Consider the following 20076-nt stretch of genomic DNA (forward strand, 5'->3'; position numbering starts at 1 on the left):
GCCTAATTGACTTGCAAAAGGTGCCCTTTAAGAGCCTTACTAACGCCCTTTTGAAGTCCAATTAAGCATCTTTCACCTTACCACTTTATAACTAATTGATTTTCTTATGGTTACAAACTTGATTCATATATATGTTTTTAACGTTAGTTATAGATGTTTTCTTTGAAAATATGTAATGGTTTTTCAAATCCTTGTCTGCATATTTTCGAAGTATAAAAAGAAATGGTTTTCAATGTCAGAGGATGAGAATAAGATAGATAGTTGACAATCTTAGCAATGTTTTTTGTTTAGCGAGTAACTTTGGTTCTTTCACTAAAGCAATACGAAAAGCGTCCACACATTTAACAGAAGAATCAAAAATAATTTAAACTTAAAGAAACATTCACTTGCATTTTACAAAAAGATTTCGTAAAATTGTACTCGTTTTTTGATTTACCTAATAGATGATATAACTATGAATATGAAGATTAAACTACTACTCATTGCGCTAACCTTATCGGTATCCGCAAATGCACAGGAAATGAAGGAACAGGATGTTTTTAAGCATACAGCAATCGACACAACGCAGCTGATTGTTTCTTATGACCTAACCGTTAAATATGACCTATCAGGACAGAATAATCCTGACCATGAAAAGGTATATACTTACATTGGACGTAAGGTTTGCCAGAGCTTTGTGGAGAGTGAACATAATGCCGACCTAAGAATGGCTAAAGCCTTTCTACGTAATGGGAAGCGTGGCTCAAGAGCAGCTATGAAACTCGTCGCTAACGTTGGTGAAACCTATATTGGCTATCCAAAGGGAAAGACAACAGTTATTTACAATATGGACGGGGCTGGCTCTTACCTTTATCAAGAGACTACTCCAAAGATGCAATGGAAGCTTACAACCGAGCATAAAATGCTTTTAGACTACGATTGTACAGCCGCAACCTGTTCTTATCGAGGAAGAAATTATAAGGTATGGTTCACTACCAAGATTCCACTTTCCTATGGTCCTTGGAAGTTTACAGGACTGCCTGGCTTGGTTATGGAGGCTGAAACCGAAGAAGGGGATTATCACTGGACGGTTACTGGCATAGAAAAACCTAAGACAGTAACCCCTATCTATTTCCTTGACAGAAACTATGTAAAGACTTCTCGTGAGAACACACGAAAACAAGAGAAACTATTGCTGAAAGATCCTGCAGGCTACCTTGAGAGCTATGGCTACAACTTCACTGCGACTAATTTCAGTGGACAAGTTGTAAAACTAAAGCTCTTCACATTCGACAATTCTTTGGAACGAGAATGATAAGACGCATACTTATCTTACTATCGTTTATCGGCTTATTGTCTATAAACAGTAAGGCTCAGAATAGTCAGAGAGACTCTCTGACTATTACTGGACGTGTGGTTGATAATAAACATCAACCTATGGATGGTTGCATTGTTACAATCATACAAGAGAAGGATTCTTCCATTCTTGCGAGTAGTGTGACCAATGAAGACGGCAGATACGCTATCAGCTATCCACGAACAAATGATAACCTTCTTTTAAGCCTGACAGGATTCAATATAAAACGGCAGGTGAAGCGGATAACGCCAACGAGTCAGACCGTTAACTTCAATGCTGTCTATGAGAGTATCACCCTGAAAGAAGTGGAGATAAAGGCAAGAAAGCTATGGGGAAGTAGGGACACACTGAACTACTTGGTCTCTGCCTATATGAAAGGACAGGACAGAACAATCGGTGATATTCTCAAACAGCTGCCAGGTATCACGTTAGAAGGTGGCATGGTGAAGTATCAAGGCGTACCTATCAACCATTTCTACATTGAGAACATGGATATGTTTGCGGGCAAGTATAGCATCGCCACGAATGGTATTAAGGCTGAGGATGTCAGTACGGTACAGGTGATGGAAAACCATGAACACATCAAGGCATTGCAGGATCAGATACCACCTGAATCGGCAGCTATCAACTTAAGGCTAAAGAAGAAAGCAAAGGGCAGATGGCTAAAGACCATAGACTTAGGTGTAGGCTTCGATTCTAATGGTTTTTTGAGAGAAGTCAATGCTGCCCTTATGTACTTCGCACAAAGACAACAGCACGTTTTCTATTACGAAACAGATAATAACGGTTCAAGCATTGATTGGTTTAAATCATACTATGATGGGAGTAATATCGGAGCCTCTCACCTAACATCCATCATCTTTCCGGGGTCATCTCCTGTAGGTAAGAGTCTACGTAACAATCAGCATAACATCTGTTTCAGTAATCTCAACAAACTAAGTGAGACGGCGGAAATAAAGTATAACATTACCTACAGGCACGATATCCAACGGCAAAGTAGCTATTCGCAAACCACTTATCTGCTCCCCGATGCAAGTACTCGTATGATGACAGAAGACATTTCTGCACGTAATACGACGAACGCTGCCACAATGCAGTTGCATTTTGAGAACAACGGCAGTAAGACTTATCTTAAAAACACACTTGACTTATCAGGGAACTGGAGTGACGACAATGGACTAACTTTGTCAAACAATGCACGTATCCAGCAACATGCCTTTAACAGAAACTTAGGACTGAACAATCATACAGAATGGATTCAGCGTACAACCAATGGAGGAGGTTTTAAGCTGAAGACAACCAACTTTGTACAGACAAATCCACAAGCTCTCGCCATTGAAGGGGACATGCAGGCAAGACAAGATGCGAGACTCTCAAACATGGGAAGTTACAACTGTCTCACTTTGATAAGAAACATCCGAAAACACAACTGGACCCTTGCGCCTTCCGCAGAACTGAATATTGAATATGTGGGACTAAAAAGTCTATTAAATGATACAGCTGTGACGATGGCGACGAGCGGAGACATGGGCTACTTGCAAATGAAAAGCAACTTGGGAGCCAACCTACAATATGTCAAAAACACTTTCCGCCTATCGTTCAATCTGCCTTTATCGCTCAACTACACAAAGGTGGATAACGAACCGATAGCTAACGAGACGACGAAAGGAAAGCGCACAACCCTACTCTTCTCGCCATCTTTTACAATGCTTTGGAAAGCAACAGACAATTGGACGCTTTCTGCAGGAGGGAGTTACGGGATGTTTCCTACGAGTTGGAGAAGTCTGTTCACTGCTTATCTGATGAGCAACTATAGGACACTGAACCGCTACAAGATGAATCTATCGGAAAACAAATCGGCATCTATACATGGGAAGATACACTACAAGAATATCCCGCATCAGTTCTTTGCCTACCTCTCTGGGGCGGTTAGTCGCTCATGGAGTGACATGATTTATGGTACGACAATCGACCAGAATGCACATACACTATTGCAAGCTGAATATGCTCCGAACCACCAGAACAACTTCTCTATGACGGCAAATGTAAGAAAGGAGATTACTTGGCACGACATGAGTATCGGGGCAACAGCTGATTATTCGACTAACACAAGCAAGATACTCCGCCAGTCTGTCATCACCGACTATCAGTATAATAGTTTCTTCGTCTCTGGCAACCTTGCCTTTAATCTTATCAAGAACATCCGCCTGACAGAGAACTGTCGATGGGCAATCTCTCAATCAAAGTCGGGTAACTACACAAATATGATTCGCAACTTTAGTAATGAGGCTGCGCTCTCCATAGCTTTTATCCCTGACAGACTGATACTTAACACCAACCTACAATACACGCATAATAGTGGTTTTACGGATAAAAAGGATTACACCTTTATGAATCTTAGTATCACCTTTAAAACAAAAAAGAAGATACAATTCGTTTTGAACGTCGATAATGTCTTCAATACAAAAACCTTTATCTATCGTTCTAACAGCAATCTTTCCGAAAGCTACACCCTCTACCAGCTTCGTCCAAGAAGTGTGATGCTCACTTCTCACTTTGCATTATAACTGAAAAGGCAAGTGTGTTCGTCCCTATCTTGACAAGAATAGGAGAATACAGTCAACCACAAATATTGATTTTTCTCAATTAAATCGCCCTACTTATTTCCTAAGATGTTATCCAGAACGGGATATATCTCCGCTTCGTTCTCGTATGGATAAACCTTAAAATAGGCGTTGCCATTCAGCATAGCGGAGATATTGGCTTTGCGCTTGTCATAGAAGATATGGACAGGGATATTACGAGCCTCAGCGTATGCTAATTCATAACCAACGCCATGAGAGGGGTTCGTACATTCTGCTATCAGCACATCGGATGACCTAAGCCACTCTGTATCACGCTCATATATATGTACATCATCCTCTTTTGTACGTGCCTTAACGCTCAAACTCCCTAAACCAATATGCTCCGTCAGTACTGTATCAGTCCTGTTGATATAGTCAATAATCCGCTTATACACAGCCGCATCCTCCCTTCCACCACGGATAGAACCTGCGAAATAAACCTTTTTATTCATAACACAATGCTTTCGTTGATAAAACATACATGAGTAATACTCGCCCACAAAGATAACACTTTATAGTGAGAAACAGATGACTTAGATAGCCAATAACCTCTTTTAGTATCCTCCTGCCGACATAAAATCGCTATCCATTTGCAAGCTATAAAATACGGAGTGTTTAGTGAAAAATATTTACATCAAATCCTGTAAAACACCTAAAACAAAGGTAGAAAACACGCATAAGGAGCAAGTCTACAACATTCAGAAATTCAATTAGTTACAAAGGCGATACAGAAAAGGTGCTTAATTGGACTTCAAAAGGGCGTTAGTAAGGGGCTTAAAGGGCATCTTTTGCAAACTAAAAGGGCGTTAATTGAAAGGTAATTAATGCCTTTTTGATTTTCGAGATTAGAATTATCTTTACAATACAGAAGGACGGAAGAAGACAGAATGACAAAAAGAGACAGAATGACAAAAAGAGACAGAATGACAAAAAGACAAATAAAGACAGAAGGACAGAAAGAAAAAAGACAAAAGGAGATTTATTCTGTCTACATGGCATTGTTACGACCGAGTACCGAAAGTACTTCTGAGATTTATTCTAATTGTGCAACAAGTTGTTGCACGATTGACCTTAATAGTAATGTTAGCTATGAAATCATGAAATCTATGGTTTTAGACACTTCTAATCTTCTTTCCTTTTTGCGTATTTCAATTTTGCTGTCACTGCTATCACTTAAAAGCACAAGATAAATCGTTGGTTTTCATGGGGGTTACTTAAAATGTTAAAAGTGACAGCAAATCAAAACTAAACTTATATTGTGAGAAGTGTAATAGTTTCTTCCATAAGAGAATATTTATAGGTCAACAGTAGTTTGGTGAGATAAGGTTTACCTCTTGAGTTTAGAGTTTTAAAGAAATGTCACACAGAGGCACGGAGTAAATGGAGAATTATTAAGACAAAACAACGGTAGGCACGGAGACACCGTCGGTGCATGGAGCGACAGAGCTTGTTTGCCAATCATATTAGACACATTCTGTTCAGAATATTTATCCCAAAAGGTATGAGGAATCTGTACGCTATATCTCCGTCGCTCTTTGTGCCACTGGCACCTCCATGATATTGCCATTAGCTCTGTCAACTCTGTGGCTCTGTGTGCTTTATATGTAAGAGTTTTGATTTATTCCTCAATATTTCTGCTGAGCTAATTTTACCACTCCACGTATAGAAAGACACGAATATAAACACGCGCATACGATATTTGTACAGATTACTTTTGGCAGTTTGATAAGAAAGTATTACTTTTGCAATGGTTTTCAAAATGGAAACTAAGGGGTGCTTGCCTGTTTGGGCTTGCTGAGATTATACCCATTGACCTGATACGGATAATGCCGGCGTAGGAAGATTCCCCCTTATACTTTTTTCTTAAATCATCAACCTGGGATATGAAAAGAATTATCCTATTTACTGCTGCACTGACGTGCGTGGCAGCCATTAAGGCACAAACAGTGACGGACACACTGAGACAACAGCATCTTGACGAGGTCGTCGTGGCAGGTGTACGTGTACCAAAGAGTGCACCATACGCTGTTTCTAATATCAAAAAAACGGAACTTGAGGCGTTTTCAAAGAGTGGACGTGAACTGCCTTTCCTCCTCTCACAGACACCGGGCGTATTAGCTTGGGGCGAGAACGGACTCGGAACGGGTACGGCAGCAATGCGCATCCGTGGTGCTGCGGGCAGTAGAATCAACATCACCTTAGACGGTGTTGCACTCAATTCGCCTGAGGACCAGACGGTCTTTTGGGCAAACATGAACTCTTACGCATCGCTGATGAATAGTGTACAGATACAGCGTGGTATCGGTACTTCAACCAATGGCGACGGTGCTTTCGGTGGTTCGGTGTCGTTGGCAACGAGTGCACCAAGTAGAAAACCAAGCGTAGAGGTGAGTGGTTCATACGGTTCATACAATACGTATAACGCAGGTGTGAAGTTCTCCACGGGTCTGCTCTTCAATCATCTTGTCTTCGATGGAGCCTATCACGAGACCGCAACAGACGGATATGTCAACGGAACGAGTGGACGTTCGGGTTCTTACTATGGTGGACTAACATGGTTGGGCGATAACTTCCGCATCAGCTATAAGAACATCGGCAACTTCGAGAAGACTGGACAGGCATGGAATGGTGTCGTTACGGGTAGTAATGACTTGAGTCTAATGGATGGCACCTACGGTGCTAAGACTGGTATCATGACCTATAAAGATATGTACGAGAGAGGGTTAGGTAAATTCAACCAACTCTATGAATACCTGCAGACCGATGCTAACGGAGCCTTCGTAAAGGATGGGAATGGCAACTATCAGACAGCACGTTACACGATGCGTGACGGATCATTCTGGAACAAGACGACAGATAATTTCTATCAGAATCATAACCTCTTATCGTTTGCTTTCCACCCTTCCAACCATTGGAGTCATAACGTAACCCTGCATTACACCTACGGTTACGGCTATTACAGCGAATTTAAGCATAACACGAAGTTTGCAAAATTCGGTTTGGCATTCACCGATAGCAATGGTAAGTTTATTAAGAAGTCAGACTTCGTACGCCTGAAAGGTTTGTCACAGCACACCTACGGCATTGTTTACACCAGCAATTACAAGGACGAGAGTTGGGATGTGACAGGCGGACTAAACCTGCAGCTGTTCCGTGGCAGTCACTTCGGCTACCTTACTTATATAAAGAATGAGGAGGCAGATGCGAAGTATCGTGCTGGTGGCAATGATTATAAGTATTATGATTCTAAGGCACATAAGTATGATTACAGCGGATTCTTCAAGGCAAAATACAACTTTGCAGACTATTGGAACGTGTTTATGGACCTGCAGATCCGTCATGTAGAATATATGACTGATGGTCAGAACGACCGTTTCTATAAGGTCGGCAGTGGCTATCAGAACCAGCTCTTAGACATCAACGAGCGTTATGACTTCGTAAATCCGAAAGCAGGAATCAGCTATTATCGTGGTGGTCACAAGGCTTATGCATCTATTGCGCATGCCAGTCGTGAGCCAGAACGTAATAACTTCACCAACAACGGTAGTTATCCTGCACCATCGCCAGAGCGTATGGTGGATATCGAAATGGGCTATCAATACAATGGTCGCAACTGGAGAGCAGGGGTAAACCTCTATTATATGAACTATAACAACCAGTTTGTACAGACTGGTGCACAGAGTGATATCGGTGCGAATCTGACTACAAACATCAAGGACAGCTATCGTATGGGTGCTGAGTTGGAGGCAGGCTGGAGCCCACTGTCATGGTTGACCGTTGAGGGTAACGCTGCTTTGAGTCGTAATATCATCAAGGACTTTGACGAGATGGCAAGTGTTGACTGGGAGGCTTCCTTCCGTAAGATTCATTACAACCACTCTACTTTGGCGTTCTCACCATCAGCCATACTCAATGGTATGCTCAATCTCCATTATAAAGGCTTTGAGGCAGTATGGCATACAAACTTCGTCAGTCGTCAGTATCTCGACAATACCGAGAATATGACACGTTCGTTGCCATGCTATTCACAGACGAATGTCAACCTCAGCTATACCCTTCGTCCTACCAAGCACATTGCTGGTTTGAAGGAAGTTGTCTTCGGTGTGAACCTCAACAATATCTTCAATCGCCATTATGCAGCCAGCGGATGGGTGTACAGCACAATCCTCGACAACAACGGTCATCCTAACGAGAACCGTTATACACAGATTGGTTTTATCCCAATGGCAGGGTTTAATGTGATGGGAAGTGTTGCGGTGAAGTTTTAAATAGAACAAGACCTAACAACTGGCCCCTCCCCCTTCCCCTCCCCCGAAGGGAGGGGCGTGAATTGTACTGTATGCTTGTAGATTGCTTGTAAAAGGAGTCAATACTCAAGCAGGACAACTTGTTTACACGTAAACTTGTCCACTTGTAAACTCATGTTAATCACAAGGGGTATGCTTGTAGATTGCTTGTAAAAAGAGTCAATACTCAAGCAGGACAACTTGTTTACACGTAAACTTATCCACTTGTAATCTCATGTAGGGGTATCACGCATTCTACGCCCCTCCCTTCGGGGGAGGGGAAGGGGGAGGGGCCGGTTGGTGGGCCAGCCAGTTGGTGGGTGGATTGCTGATGGTTTGTTGTTGGTCGCTTTTCTTTCATATTCATTATGACATTAGACATGCTGGGCTGCATCGTCGGCCTAATTTACATCTATCAAGAATACAAAGCGAGTATATGGCTTTGGTTGACGGGGATTATTATGCCTGTCATCTATATGTTTGTCTATTACGAGGCAGGACTGTATGCGGACTTTGGAATGCAGATATACTATACCTTAGCAGCCATCTATGGTTTCTTGTATTGGAAGTTCGGAAGGAAGAAAGGGGCGGAGGAGATTCCTATCACACACTATCCTCGACAGTTGATACTCCCCTCACTGCTTGTCTTCCTCCTTCTCTGGGCTGCACTTTATATCATCCTCATCAAGTTCACAAACTCTACCGTACCGGTATTAGATAGCTTCGGCAATGCACTCAGCTTCATCGGGCTGTGGGCGTTAGCAAAGAAATACATCGAACAGTGGTGGATATGGATTGTTGTCGACATCGAATTAGCAGGACTTTATGTATATAAAGAGATTCCTTTCACCGCAGGACTCTATGCTTTCTATGCTGTTATTGCAGTGGCAGGGTACTTTAAGTGGAGGAGGAGCCTCCCCCAACCCCTCCGAAAGGAGGGGAGTGCAAATAGGGAAGAACCTCCCCTAACCCCTCCAAAGGAGGGGGATGCCTAACGGAAGAAAGGTTCCTTTAGAGTTCTCCAAATTATATTGATAGGTTGAAGAAAAAGTTACAGCAATAAATAAAACGAATACAAAGTATCTCGAAAGGGAGAAAGATTAGAATTAGAATAGCAAGATAAATGATTATCAATAATAAAGAAAATAATAAGAACGGACAACAACAACACATTCCCAACGAACACTCCGTTAGGCTTTCCCCTCCTTTGGAGGGGTTAGGGGAGGTCTTCGGGGGAGGTTTTAGTACCGTCATCCTTGCTGCTGGCGACTTCCCAACCCACGTCCTACCCCTTCACATCCTACGTACTGCAGAGAATCTGATAGTTTGTGATGGTGCTTTGGAGGATTTACTTGAATATGACATAGAGCCAACAGCAGTGGTAGGTGATGGCGACTCACTTTCAGAAGAGTTGAAACAACGCTATGCACACATCTATCATCCGATTTCAGAGCAGGAGTTTAACGACCTTACGAAGGCAACGCTCTTTGCTCGTTCACACTTGAAGATGGACGCATCTACCCATACTCGTCCTCGCTTCTGCTACCTCGGAGCAACTGGCAAGCGTGAAGATCATACTTTGGGCAACATCTCTCTCATGCTCTATTACTATCGCCAGTTGGCTATCGACCCAGTGATGGTAACCGACTATGGATATTTTGTTGCAGCATCGGGTACAACTCGCTTTGAATCATTCCCCGGACAGCAAGTCAGTATCTTCAATGCTACCTGCAAGGAACTAAGTAGTAACGGACTAAAATGGGATATCTATCCATTCAGCGAGCTATGGCAGGGAACACTGAACGAAGCCTTATCGAATGAATTTACAATCCAAGCGGACGGTGATTACATAATTTACCGTACGCATAAAATATAACAAACCTTTTCTACAAATCAAAATGCCATATCTTCATCTCCGTAGGGGAGATGTCGATATGGCTTTATTTTGGTTCTTTTGAAATATGGAGTGATAAACTAAAAGTCTTATATAATAGGCACACAGAGTCACGGAGGGGACGGAGGTAATGCAATATTACGGAGGTGCCGACGGCACAAAGAGCGACGGAGGTGTAGCGTACAGATTCTTGATAACGATTTTGGGATAAACACTTTGTATATAAATTGCTAATAGAATTGGCAAACAAGCTCCGTCGCTCTATACACCGACGGTGCCTCCCTGACTTCCATTGCTTTGTTTTAATAATCCTCCGTCCTCTCCGTCCCTCCGTGTGACATTTCATAAGAAACCTAACCTTAAGTGGTAAGACTCATCACTCAAAATCCTGAAGACCCCAATTTATTCCCATGTCATTGACTTTTGTAAGCTATTTTCATACCGTTCAAACACAATACATGCTCTTTTGGCTTCTTAAAGACGCCTAATTGACTTGCAAAAGATGCCCTTTTGAGCTCTAACTAACGCCCTTTTGGAATGCAATTAAGCACCTTTTACTTTACTACTTTATAACTTATTGATTTGCTGTTGGTTACAAACCTACTTTTTGTATGTGTTTTTGCCGTTATTTATAGATGTCTTACTTGCAATTTTGTAATAGTTTTTCAAACCCTTTTCTGCAGATTTTCGAAGTGTTTTTCAATGTCAGAGAGTGATAATAGGACAAATAGTTGACTGTCTTAACTATGTTTTTGTTTAATGAGTAACTTCGGTTCTTCCGTTAAAACAATACGAAAAGCGCACACACATTAAACCCCAATCGGTCATTAGACCACAATATGTTTAGCCTCTAATGACCGATTTGGATTTAACGGAAGAACCTATTTCTTACTCATCTTATGGTAAGAAACAAGGTTTTATTTCACTACAACCTTCACAGACTTACCACCCTGACGCTTTACATAAACACCAGCAACAGGCTTCTCAACCTTCACACCGCTCAATGTGTAGTAAACTGCAGGTGCATTGTTTGCTGTCTCTACAGTGCTAATCGCTGTTGGATCAACCTTAGTAAATGACACTGTCATCGCAGCAACATCAACGGTAACATCGTATGTAGCCTCCTCTGTGAAGTTCCATTTGTTATCATCACCACCAAAGACAATCTTACCCTCGTCTGACAAGTCGCGCAAATAGAACATCTGATCGAAGCCAGCATAAACATTCGTACCGAACTTCAACTCACCAGCCTTCAACTCTGTTCGTACTGAGAACTTTGCAGGATTAGTTGCATCTGCCTTCATAATCGTTCCTTCACCGATACTCCAACCGCCCTTTGTAGCACTACCAATCATCCATAAAGCAGTGTGCTTCAATGCTGTTGCCTGATAAGCAGCCTTGGTAACAACCACTTTTTTCGTAGCCAAATTACAAACAATATCATAGTTGGCAGACTCAGAAACAAAGAACTTACCATCGGTAGGCTCATCTTCGCTGCTAACCAATGGAGCCTCAACACCCGACTGTAAGGTAACAGAACTCGCTCCAGCACGATACTCCAACTTACCCCAATCAAGCTCGGTCAAGAACTTAAACTCCTTGTTTGCATCCAAATGAACAGTTGCCTTGAAGACATCAACATTCTCATCAGACTTCTGCATAACGGTAGATTGACCAAGATTCCAACCACCCCACGTAGCGTTACCGACGATTACTAAGCGATCAGCAGCTTTTGCAGACAATGCGCCAACAACGAATAAAGCGCAACATAAAATAGATTTTGTAAATGTTTTTAATCCCATAAATTTATATATTAAAAGGTTATTAAAATCTGATTTATTTCGTAATACAACTCGAAGTCCTTTTTCTTATCAACAAAGATTTAGGTTTCTTATCTTTCCTTTTCAACTACAATATTACGAAGAAAAAGCGAAACTAAAAGCGAATACAAACTTCCTACGGCTATAATATAAATCAATATAAGTCTTTCAATAACCTTCTAAACCTCAAATTAAATCATAATCACCTTATTATCAGATATATAACAACTAATAAAAAGACAATAGAAAAGCACTACTTTATAGAAAAATATAAAGTAAGAAATAACATTATAAAACAATAAAGACCTAAAAAAGGGACGAAAATAAAAGGAAAAAACGATTGAGTTAATAATGGTTCACACAGAAATAACAGGCAATCTGATTCCTAATTTGTAGAAACGTACATAATTAGAGACCTTTTCAAACGCTGGTTCTTCCGTTCTTGTAAAGGTAAATCGCTCTTCTTGATCTTGGTCGGGATAGATAATGAGACACTTAATAGGCAGTGCAGTTTCTTCATTCAAACCTAATTCTTTATAGATTTTGCTTAATCGGGCATAACCACTCACTTCCCTTGCATCGTCCATAGTTATACCACCACCCTGCTTATAACGTGGTTTATATTTCGCATCAATAACGTAGGGTTCAGTCCACTCTGTCGGTTTCAGAAGATAATCAAGTTCTTGATAATGAGCTTTCACATGATATTGAATCTCTCTTTTCCCTGTAAAAATCTTCTTAAGTTTACCAAAAACATATAACTCAAAGAGCTTGCTCATATCTATCCAGAACGGAGGCGTGACTATCTGGCTTTTACCAACAAGTGTAATGTCATAACTGAAACGTCTTAGCAGCAGTTGTGCATACTCAACAGCCGTGAAGTATTCTTTGAAAACAGGATTCCCCTTAAACGTCTTCATTGCCTTAACACTTATCTCATCGCCCACCCGCTCGAAAGAAGGCTGCACATATCTTATCTTCTTTTCCAAAGCCTTTGTGTCAAGTGCATGCTTATAAACCTCCAACTGCTTCTTACAAAAAGCAAGTGCCTTCTTTAGTATTCTGTTCTCTGGTGAGTCAATGTCATACACCTGATAACGGCAGACATTGTCTGTAATACGCTCCTTCGCAAGGTTTCGTTGAATCGTTCTACTGACAAGGATATGTCCTTTAACCTTATTGTTTAGGTTTTCTTCAACCCTATAGTAACTCTTCTTCAAACCCTTTCTTACGATACGCTGAAGAATATTCAGATACTCTGTTATCAAGAAGATACTCAACAGGTCTTGCTGCTGACTGATACGGATAGAAGGTTTATCAAAACGAATGGTAAGTAAGTCTTTCAGATGCTCCATGTTATCAGGTTCTGCTAATGCCTCGTTTAACATACGAACATAGTCTATCTCAAAGCCGTCATTCATCTTAGGACTGACTTGCACAGCTAACTCCTCCTCCTTAATCCAGTCTACCCCAACGAAATAAGAGCCAGTGGCACAGATGCTATCCGCTTTACGAGATAGCTTAAGACAGAGTTCCTTCTCCTCACGCCCTCTTTTAACCCCACGCACAACTTCTGAGCCATCATCCATATAAGGGATGATAGCCTCACACTCAGTTTGCTGAAGAGGATTATTCCCCAACAACTGCTCTTGAAGTTGCACTACTCTCATTACTCAGTTGCTTGCTTATATAATGCGTCAATAACACCTTGTGCCTCTGCTGTCAGCACACCATCACGAACATACTCCTCTAAAAGCGGGATAATCTCATAGAGAAGACGATTGCTCGTGTTATCTTCCTCATCTTGCATTAAGAAGTAACTATGACCAATCCAAACATCTTCTGGCTTATATTCATCAGACAGCGTGTCTGCGGGTTCGAGTTTCATTGTTGGGTCCCAACCACTCTCTTTATAATCATCAAAGTTCTTAACAAACAGACTACTAACCTTCTCAAACAGATCCTCATCGAATCCTTTTACATCTAAGCCAAATGGCTTCTCTGCTATGAAGGCAAAACGTCGTCTGATAGCATAATCAAGCGAACCTAAAGAGCGGTCAGCAGTATTCATGGTTGCAATCAGGTAGACATTGTTTGGAATATGAAAAGCTTTCTTAGAGTAAGGCAGCACCACACTCTCAGCATTAATACGTCCCTTACGCTTGTCTGCTTCGAGCAGTGTTATCAGTTCACCAAACACCTTCGACACATTTCCACGATTCAACTCATCAATAACCATCACATAGGCTTTGTCGTTCTCCTCCATCTTAGAAGAAGTATCGTACTTCTCAAGAATTGACTTTACATCATTAAGCGTAATAGAATTCAAACGGTAGACAGAAGACTCTACCATTGTCTTACCATCATTCATCTCTACAATGTTCTCATTGATATTCTTTACAAGCCAGTTAACACGTCTAACACGCTTATAGTTAGGGAATTTATCCTCAAACTCATAATCACCAACAACAACGCCAATGGCATCAATCGTCTGACTTGAATAACAAGACATAACGATATCGCCTATCTTCATCTTATTGATATAAGCATCTAATATCTGCTTTCCTTCACCATTATAAATACTCCAATCGGTCTCATCCGAGATAACTGGACCATAACCATCCCACCCGATACGGATATAGCTATTCTTCATACAGTCGCTTCGTACTGGATTATCGCCCGTGCCTGCAAGTGAAACCTTCCAGACAACAGCATTATCGGCGATACCCACCTGCTTGTCCTTAACCACAGGGCGTTCTGCCTCTTCACACAACTTCTTGAAGATTCCGCTTTCAATCTCGTAGGTTACTTGACTATTCTCGTTGACAACAGGGCGTAATCCCTCAATCCAATCCTCATAGTCTAAGGACTGATGAAAGGTAGTAAAGGCAATACGCTTTTCCGTTTTAAGCTGATTGTATCTGCTTACTATCTCCTCCCTACTCGGTTCTGCAGCCATAAACGCCGGATCACAAAGACGAACAGCAAGCTCTGGTACGTCATAAGTCTTACCAGTACCCGGCGCACCATATAACACTATGTTCTTACGTCGCTCCCATGTACGGACAACATCATCATACCATGTTAGTTCTGCCTCATCTAATGTTCCATTGTTCGCATTTGCAGAAAGTTCATAGAATGTTTTTTCCTTTATAACACCTTTCTTCATTTTCGCCTTTATATCATTAAGTATACTCATATACTCTGAATATTCTGGAGCTTTATTTGGTAATATAACACCATAATGTTCTTTCAAATATGCTCTATTCGTACTGTCAAAAGCCAAGAAATCTTCTGGACGAATCCAGAACAAAGCCATTGTTATATTTACACGTATAATATATTGCCTTATGACTATATTATATTCGTCTTCGAAGTTCTCTTTCTTAACTACTTTTACAAACAAACTCCAAAGATTATCAATATCATCATCTTCACGATCCCTTCTAAAACCAAAGAAATGAGACTTCTGATTATTAAGGATAGGAATACCTACAAAGTCTTCTGGAACATTAGCTGACATATTCAGAAGATCCTTAAATAATTCTGCAGAGCGGATTCTATTTTCTTTTTTAACACCTCGATTAAATATTCCGAAAGTAGTAAACGGATCAATGTCTGTGAATAAATCATCCTTACCACCTTCGTCGTGAAGGTAGTCTGCTAAGAGAGTTGCTCTATTATTATATATTAGTTTAAGCAGTTTCTTCCTATCCGTTTGAAACTGAAGAAGTTTTTCTGCAAACTCCTTGTAGAAAGGCATCCAAGTAAAAATCATATTTGTTTCAATTTACTGTTATATTTTCATTCATACATATGCATCAGAAAAAATCTGTACATCAATCATCAGATTTATATCCAATACAGCACCTTGTCTGATTAAGCAGATATTTCTTTATCTACTTCTACAACAAAGTCTTTATCACAATCTCATACAAGAAGATAGATATGCAAAGTAAACACTATAACCTATGGTACATCCCAAATAGGCTAATAAAGTCTGCCTCAATTACAACACTTCTCACAAACTTACTTTTATTTTCATTTGCTGTCATTTTAACATTTGCGTAGAGTTCATTGTAAATCAACAAGTTAAACACTCACAACCGATGACAGAAGTGACAGGAAAGTTTGTTTTAAAGTGCCGAACTACAAATATAGCGACTTTGTCTGACATATCGTTATTTTATGTTTACAAATTTTATTTTATATCAAACATCAAAGGGATATCGCGCATTCTACTCCCCTCCCCTTGGGGGAGGGGCAAGGGGGAGGGGCTACTTGTTGTGTGTTGTGTTAAGTGTTTTTTTATTTTTCATCCACCACTTCACCGCAGCATTCATAATCTCATTCATGCCGTCGAAAATCTCATCGAGATTACTTTGTTTTAATTCGCCGTTGCCTTCTCCACCTGCATGCTTGAGAATAAAGGTTTTATCATGGGGAGAATAACCGCAAAGAGAACGACTTTTAATCACATTTAAATCGTCTTCAAAGCGGTCAGGCGTGGTATCAATCACCTGAACATTCAGGCGAGGCCATGTAGAGCATTCAATCAACTTAAATAGTTTTCCGTCCACCTCGTGAACAGAATAATGGAAATCATAGGTTTTCATTGCTTAATTACTCATTTTGTTGGGTCTTCTGAAACTTGGAATCATAAGGCTGTCCGCCTAAATTTTGAACTCTGACGGAATGTCACACAGAGAAAAGGAGTGTACAGAGGCTTATTGCATACAAGGCAATGGAAGTCACAGAGGCACCGTCGGTGCGTGGAGAAACGGAGGTTATTTGCCAGTTTTATTAGAGATTTTATGCCCAAAGCATTTACCCCAAAACTTATCAGGAATCTGTACGCTTCATCTCCGTCGCTCATTGTGCCACTGGCATCGCCTACAGGCGTTTTTGCCTTTCTAGAAGTGGTGTAGTACTGAAATGCGTTTTGTAAAGTCTATTTACCGTAGCTTTCAATCATTACACCCAGCTTTTTAAACCCAAATCAATTGTAAGACCACTAATCACACAATTGATGTTGCTTACATTTCATCCAGTTCATCTTTTGTTGGCTTGTCGGCATCTTGCCTATGATATTGTTTGAGCGTAGTGCACCACATTTTCAATAACAACAACGGCAATGTATCCAGCAATACACAAAATCAAAACAACTCTACCCACTGTTTTTGGGTAAAAAAGACATAATACCTAGTACGAAAACTTCACCCCAAGAAACAAACTGCGGGGTTGAGTAGGTCCGTAAACATAGTCGGAGGCACGCGAAGCCCCTTTATCCAAATCCTTTTGGTAAGCATCGAGCATGTTTTGCACCCCCGCACTAGCCTCCAATTTCACCTGCTTAGTTATGTAGAAATTATAGGCAAGCTTCAGGTTAAGCGTGAGAAACGCGGGAGTGTGCTCAATGATAGCAAAGTCGTTGGTGCGCTCGCTCCCCCCTTTGGGGTGGCCAACATACATTCTACCCGTGTAAACGCCCGATAACGATAGGGCAAAATCGATGGTGGGATGCACAGTGAGGGTGAAATATCCGTAGGTGTTGGGCGTTCGCAGCAGACGTTTAGTGGTTTTAAACTCGGGAGCAGCATCGTCGTCCCATTCTTCGGGCGTGCGATAACGGCTGCTTTGCCAAGTAAAACCAGCTTGCAATTGCGCCCACGACGAGAGCGAAGCCTTGCCCTCGAGGTTAATTCCATACACCGTTGCACCGTTAGAATTGAAGCGTTCTTCAACACGTGCGCCATCAATAATCACATCATCAGCCAGTTTGCGTGTAGCAAACATGTTGTTAAGGCGTGTGTAAAAGCCCTCAATAAGAACGTTGGTTTGTACTGTTCCAAAACTTTTATAGAGGTCGGCCGATGCACTAAAGCTGTGCGAACGTTCCTCTTTCAAATCCTTAGCCAACGCAATTTTCACACGGTCGCCATCAGCAATACGCGTATGAAGGTCTTCATCAAAAGCCTGTGGGGCTCTAAATCCGCCAGCGTAAGTAAGTCGGAAATTGGTGTTGGGCGTGGGATTGTAGCGCAGATTAACGCGCGGACTAAAGATAAGATGCGAGATAAGGTTGTGTTTGTCTAGTCGTCCGCCCAGAAGCAAGCCCCAATGGTTGTTTTTCCATTCGTTTTGAGCAAAGAAGCTACCAATATTCACGCGCTGTTCCATCACGCTGTTGTAGCCCAGAGAGTGGTCTTTAATGCGGTCGTAGCTATATTCGGCCCCCACAACAAGACTCGAAGGCATGAACCACAGACGGTCGAAATTGTGCACATATTGCGCACCAGCTATGTAATTGATGTTATGCGTAAGGTTATAGGCTCGTTGTGCTTTGTCGTAGGCTTGCGCATCGGCCAGCGTTTGTTGTTGGTTGGCGGGCAGCGTGGCGGCATCGTCTTCGCTCATATCGAGGTTAAGTCCCAGTTTATAGGCTTCGTTCAAGGCCTTAAGTCCATCGGCAGCGGTGGCCAGTTCGCCCAGTCCTCCGTAATAACTCTTACGGTCAACGTTTTGAAACGAGGCATAAGCACTGAAATGTCCCTTACCATTAAGGCTAAAGAGGTCGTAGCCCAAACTTCCGCCGTTGATGGTATGTTCGATTTGTTCGGCAATATTGGCCTCGTGAGCAGGCAAGTAAAGTTTGTTTCCGCCACGTCTATACTCCTTCAAGCCGTGGTATTTAAGGGTTATTTTGGAGTAATCGGTGAGTCGGAAGAAAGAGCTAAGCCCCACAGTTTTATTATCTAGCGTGGGAAGGTCGGTGTAACCATCGCCATCGCGGTCGTAAGCAGCGCGGTGTCGGCTTTGTCCATAGAGATAAAACCCAGCTCTATTATTGGTTGTAACAACCGATAGGTTGCCCGTGGTGTTGTTGTCGAAAGCAGTAGAGCCATTTGTTGCGCCTGTGATGGTGTGCGCCACATCGGCCGAATTTTCGCTAGGTTCTTTGGTAATGATATTGATCGTGCCACCAATGGCCGAAGCACCGAAGAGCGCCGAGCCACCACCGCGAACAATTTCAACACGTTGCACCATGTTAGAGGGTATCTGTTCGAGTCCATAAACACCTTGAAGGGCCGTGAAAACGGGTCGCGAGTCGATTAATATTTGCGAATAATGACCATCAAGCCCATTGATGCGTACCTGCGAGAATCCGCAATTGGTGCAATTATCTTCGGTTCGCACGCCTGGTTGGAAGTTTAAACCCTGCACCAAGGTTGTAGAATGGGTAGACTCGAGCAACTTCGTGTCCAGAACATTCACAACCACAGGCGACTCACGTCTAAGTGTTTGACTACGATTGGCCGACACAACAACCTCGTCGAGCGCAATTTCGTCGGGTTTGAGCATCACATTCAGCTCATGGGTATTATTTTTTTGCGTTGTCACCTCGTGTTTGTAAGCCCTATAACCAGCCGAGCGCACTTCCACAATCACCTTTCCCACAGGCAGATTTCGCAGCATAAAATGGCCATCGGCATCGGTGGTGGTAGTGATAACTGTACCCAAGACCAGCACGCTAGCGTGCGAAAGAGGCTGTTGTGTTTTACTATCCACAACGCATCCCTTAATGTTGGCTTCGGTATTAACTTTCACTTCGTTCTCGTGCCTTGCGTAAGTGGGCAACGAAAGAACGAACGTAGCGGCGAAAACAAACGCCGATTTACATAAAATCTGTTTTACGGTTCTTTTCTTTATCATTTTAAATTGTTTTAAATTCAGGCATGTTCTGTAAATCTTCGATATAGTCACAGCACGCCCCATAGGGCTTTTTGTGACCTTATCAATGATTCTAGAGCTCGCCTTTGATTTGTTAATGCAAAGGTAGGATGTTGTAAGGAATAGTGCAATACCTAAAAGTAGGGAAAAAGCCTCACCCCTCTGCCCCTCTCCAAAGGGGAGAGGGGGTGGTATGCTTGATGTCTTTCGTAGTTGTTACGCCAGTTCGGGATAAGGATTTGCTTAGAAAAGTGGTTCTTCCGAAATATGGAGTGATAGACTAAAACTCTTATATAATAGGCACACGGAGTCACTGAGGGAACGGAGGTAAACGCAATGTCACGGAGGTGCCGACGGCACAAAGAGCGACGGAGGTGTAGCGTAC

General features: G+C 41.9%; 11 protein-coding genes and 1 riboswitch. Of the genes, 5 read left to right on the forward strand and 6 right to left on the reverse strand.

All coding sequences use genetic code 11. The annotated features are described in order from the left end of the window. Positions 1-454: 454 nt before the first annotated feature. Positions 455-1294 carry a GLPGLI family protein gene (locus HMPREF1505_RS05410; protein WP_036923607.1) on the forward strand — a complete coding sequence of 280 codons (840 nt, stop codon included), beginning with the start codon at positions 455-457 and terminating at the stop codon, positions 1292-1294. Continuing rightward, on the forward strand, positions 1291-3903 hold the full coding sequence (locus HMPREF1505_RS05415) for a TonB-dependent receptor (protein ID WP_051412329.1): 2613 nt from the start codon (positions 1291-1293) through the stop codon (positions 3901-3903). Before HMPREF1505_RS05410 ends, HMPREF1505_RS05415 begins: the two co-directional genes overlap by 4 nt. A gap of 89 nt (positions 3904-3992) precedes the next feature. Here the strand turns inward: HMPREF1505_RS05415 and HMPREF1505_RS05420 are convergent, their stop codons facing one another. After that, positions 3993-4412: a nucleoside 2-deoxyribosyltransferase gene (locus HMPREF1505_RS05420; protein ID WP_036923595.1), complete on the reverse strand. Its 420-nt coding sequence runs from the start codon at positions 4410-4412 to the stop codon at positions 3993-3995. Positions 4413-5717: 1305 nt separating this feature from the next. Next, positions 5718-5818: riboswitch (TPP riboswitch) on the forward strand. Positions 5819-5843: 25 nt separating this feature from the next. Here HMPREF1505_RS05420 and HMPREF1505_RS05430 point away from each other — a divergent pair. From HMPREF1505_RS05430 to HMPREF1505_RS05440, 3 genes are all read left to right on the forward strand, one after another. Next, positions 5844-8228 (forward strand): TonB-dependent receptor, encoded by a 2385-nt coding sequence (locus HMPREF1505_RS05430; protein ID WP_036923597.1) that lies wholly within the window; start codon positions 5844-5846, stop codon positions 8226-8228. A gap of 386 nt (positions 8229-8614) precedes the next feature. Beyond that, positions 8615-9241 carry a nicotinamide riboside transporter PnuC gene (pnuC, locus tag HMPREF1505_RS05435; protein WP_036923598.1) on the forward strand — a complete coding sequence of 209 codons (627 nt, stop codon included), beginning with the start codon at positions 8615-8617 and terminating at the stop codon, positions 9239-9241. A gap of 128 nt (positions 9242-9369) precedes the next feature. Further along, positions 9370-10122, forward strand: coding sequence for a thiamine diphosphokinase (locus HMPREF1505_RS05440; protein ID WP_036923599.1), 753 nt, complete (start codon positions 9370-9372; stop codon positions 10120-10122). A 935-nt stretch (positions 10123-11057) separates the two neighbouring features. Here the strand turns inward: HMPREF1505_RS05440 and HMPREF1505_RS05445 are convergent. The 5 genes from HMPREF1505_RS05445 to HMPREF1505_RS05465 all read right to left on the reverse strand — a co-directional run bounded on the left by HMPREF1505_RS05445 (position 11058) and on the right by HMPREF1505_RS05465 (position 19673). Continuing rightward, positions 11058-11942, reverse strand: coding sequence for a SusF/SusE family outer membrane protein (locus HMPREF1505_RS05445; protein ID WP_036923600.1), 885 nt, complete (start codon positions 11940-11942; stop codon positions 11058-11060). Between the two features lie 374 nt (positions 11943-12316). Then, on the reverse strand, positions 12317-13630 hold the full coding sequence (locus tag HMPREF1505_RS05450) for a hypothetical protein (RefSeq protein ID WP_036923601.1): 1314 nt from the start codon (positions 13628-13630) through the stop codon (positions 12317-12319). Continuing rightward, entirely contained in the window at positions 13630-15738 is a 2109-nt protein-coding gene (locus tag HMPREF1505_RS05455; protein ID WP_036923602.1) for an AAA family ATPase, read from the reverse strand. The genes HMPREF1505_RS05450 and HMPREF1505_RS05455 overlap by 1 nt, the downstream gene beginning before the upstream one ends. 499 nt (positions 15739-16237) lie before the next feature. Continuing rightward, positions 16238-16576 (reverse strand): hypothetical protein, encoded by a 339-nt coding sequence (locus HMPREF1505_RS05460; RefSeq protein WP_036923604.1) that lies wholly within the window; start codon positions 16574-16576, stop codon positions 16238-16240. A 586-nt stretch (positions 16577-17162) separates the two neighbouring features. Continuing rightward, a complete protein-coding gene (locus HMPREF1505_RS05465) occupies positions 17163-19673 on the reverse strand; it encodes a TonB-dependent receptor (RefSeq protein ID WP_036923606.1) in 2511 nt (836 codons plus the stop codon). Positions 19674-20076: the final 403 nt, after the last annotated feature.

The sequence above is a fragment of the Prevotella sp. ICM33 genome (assembly GCF_000517825.1).
In the GTDB taxonomy this organism is placed as follows: Bacteria; Bacteroidota; Bacteroidia; order Bacteroidales; family Bacteroidaceae; genus Prevotella; species Prevotella melaninogenica.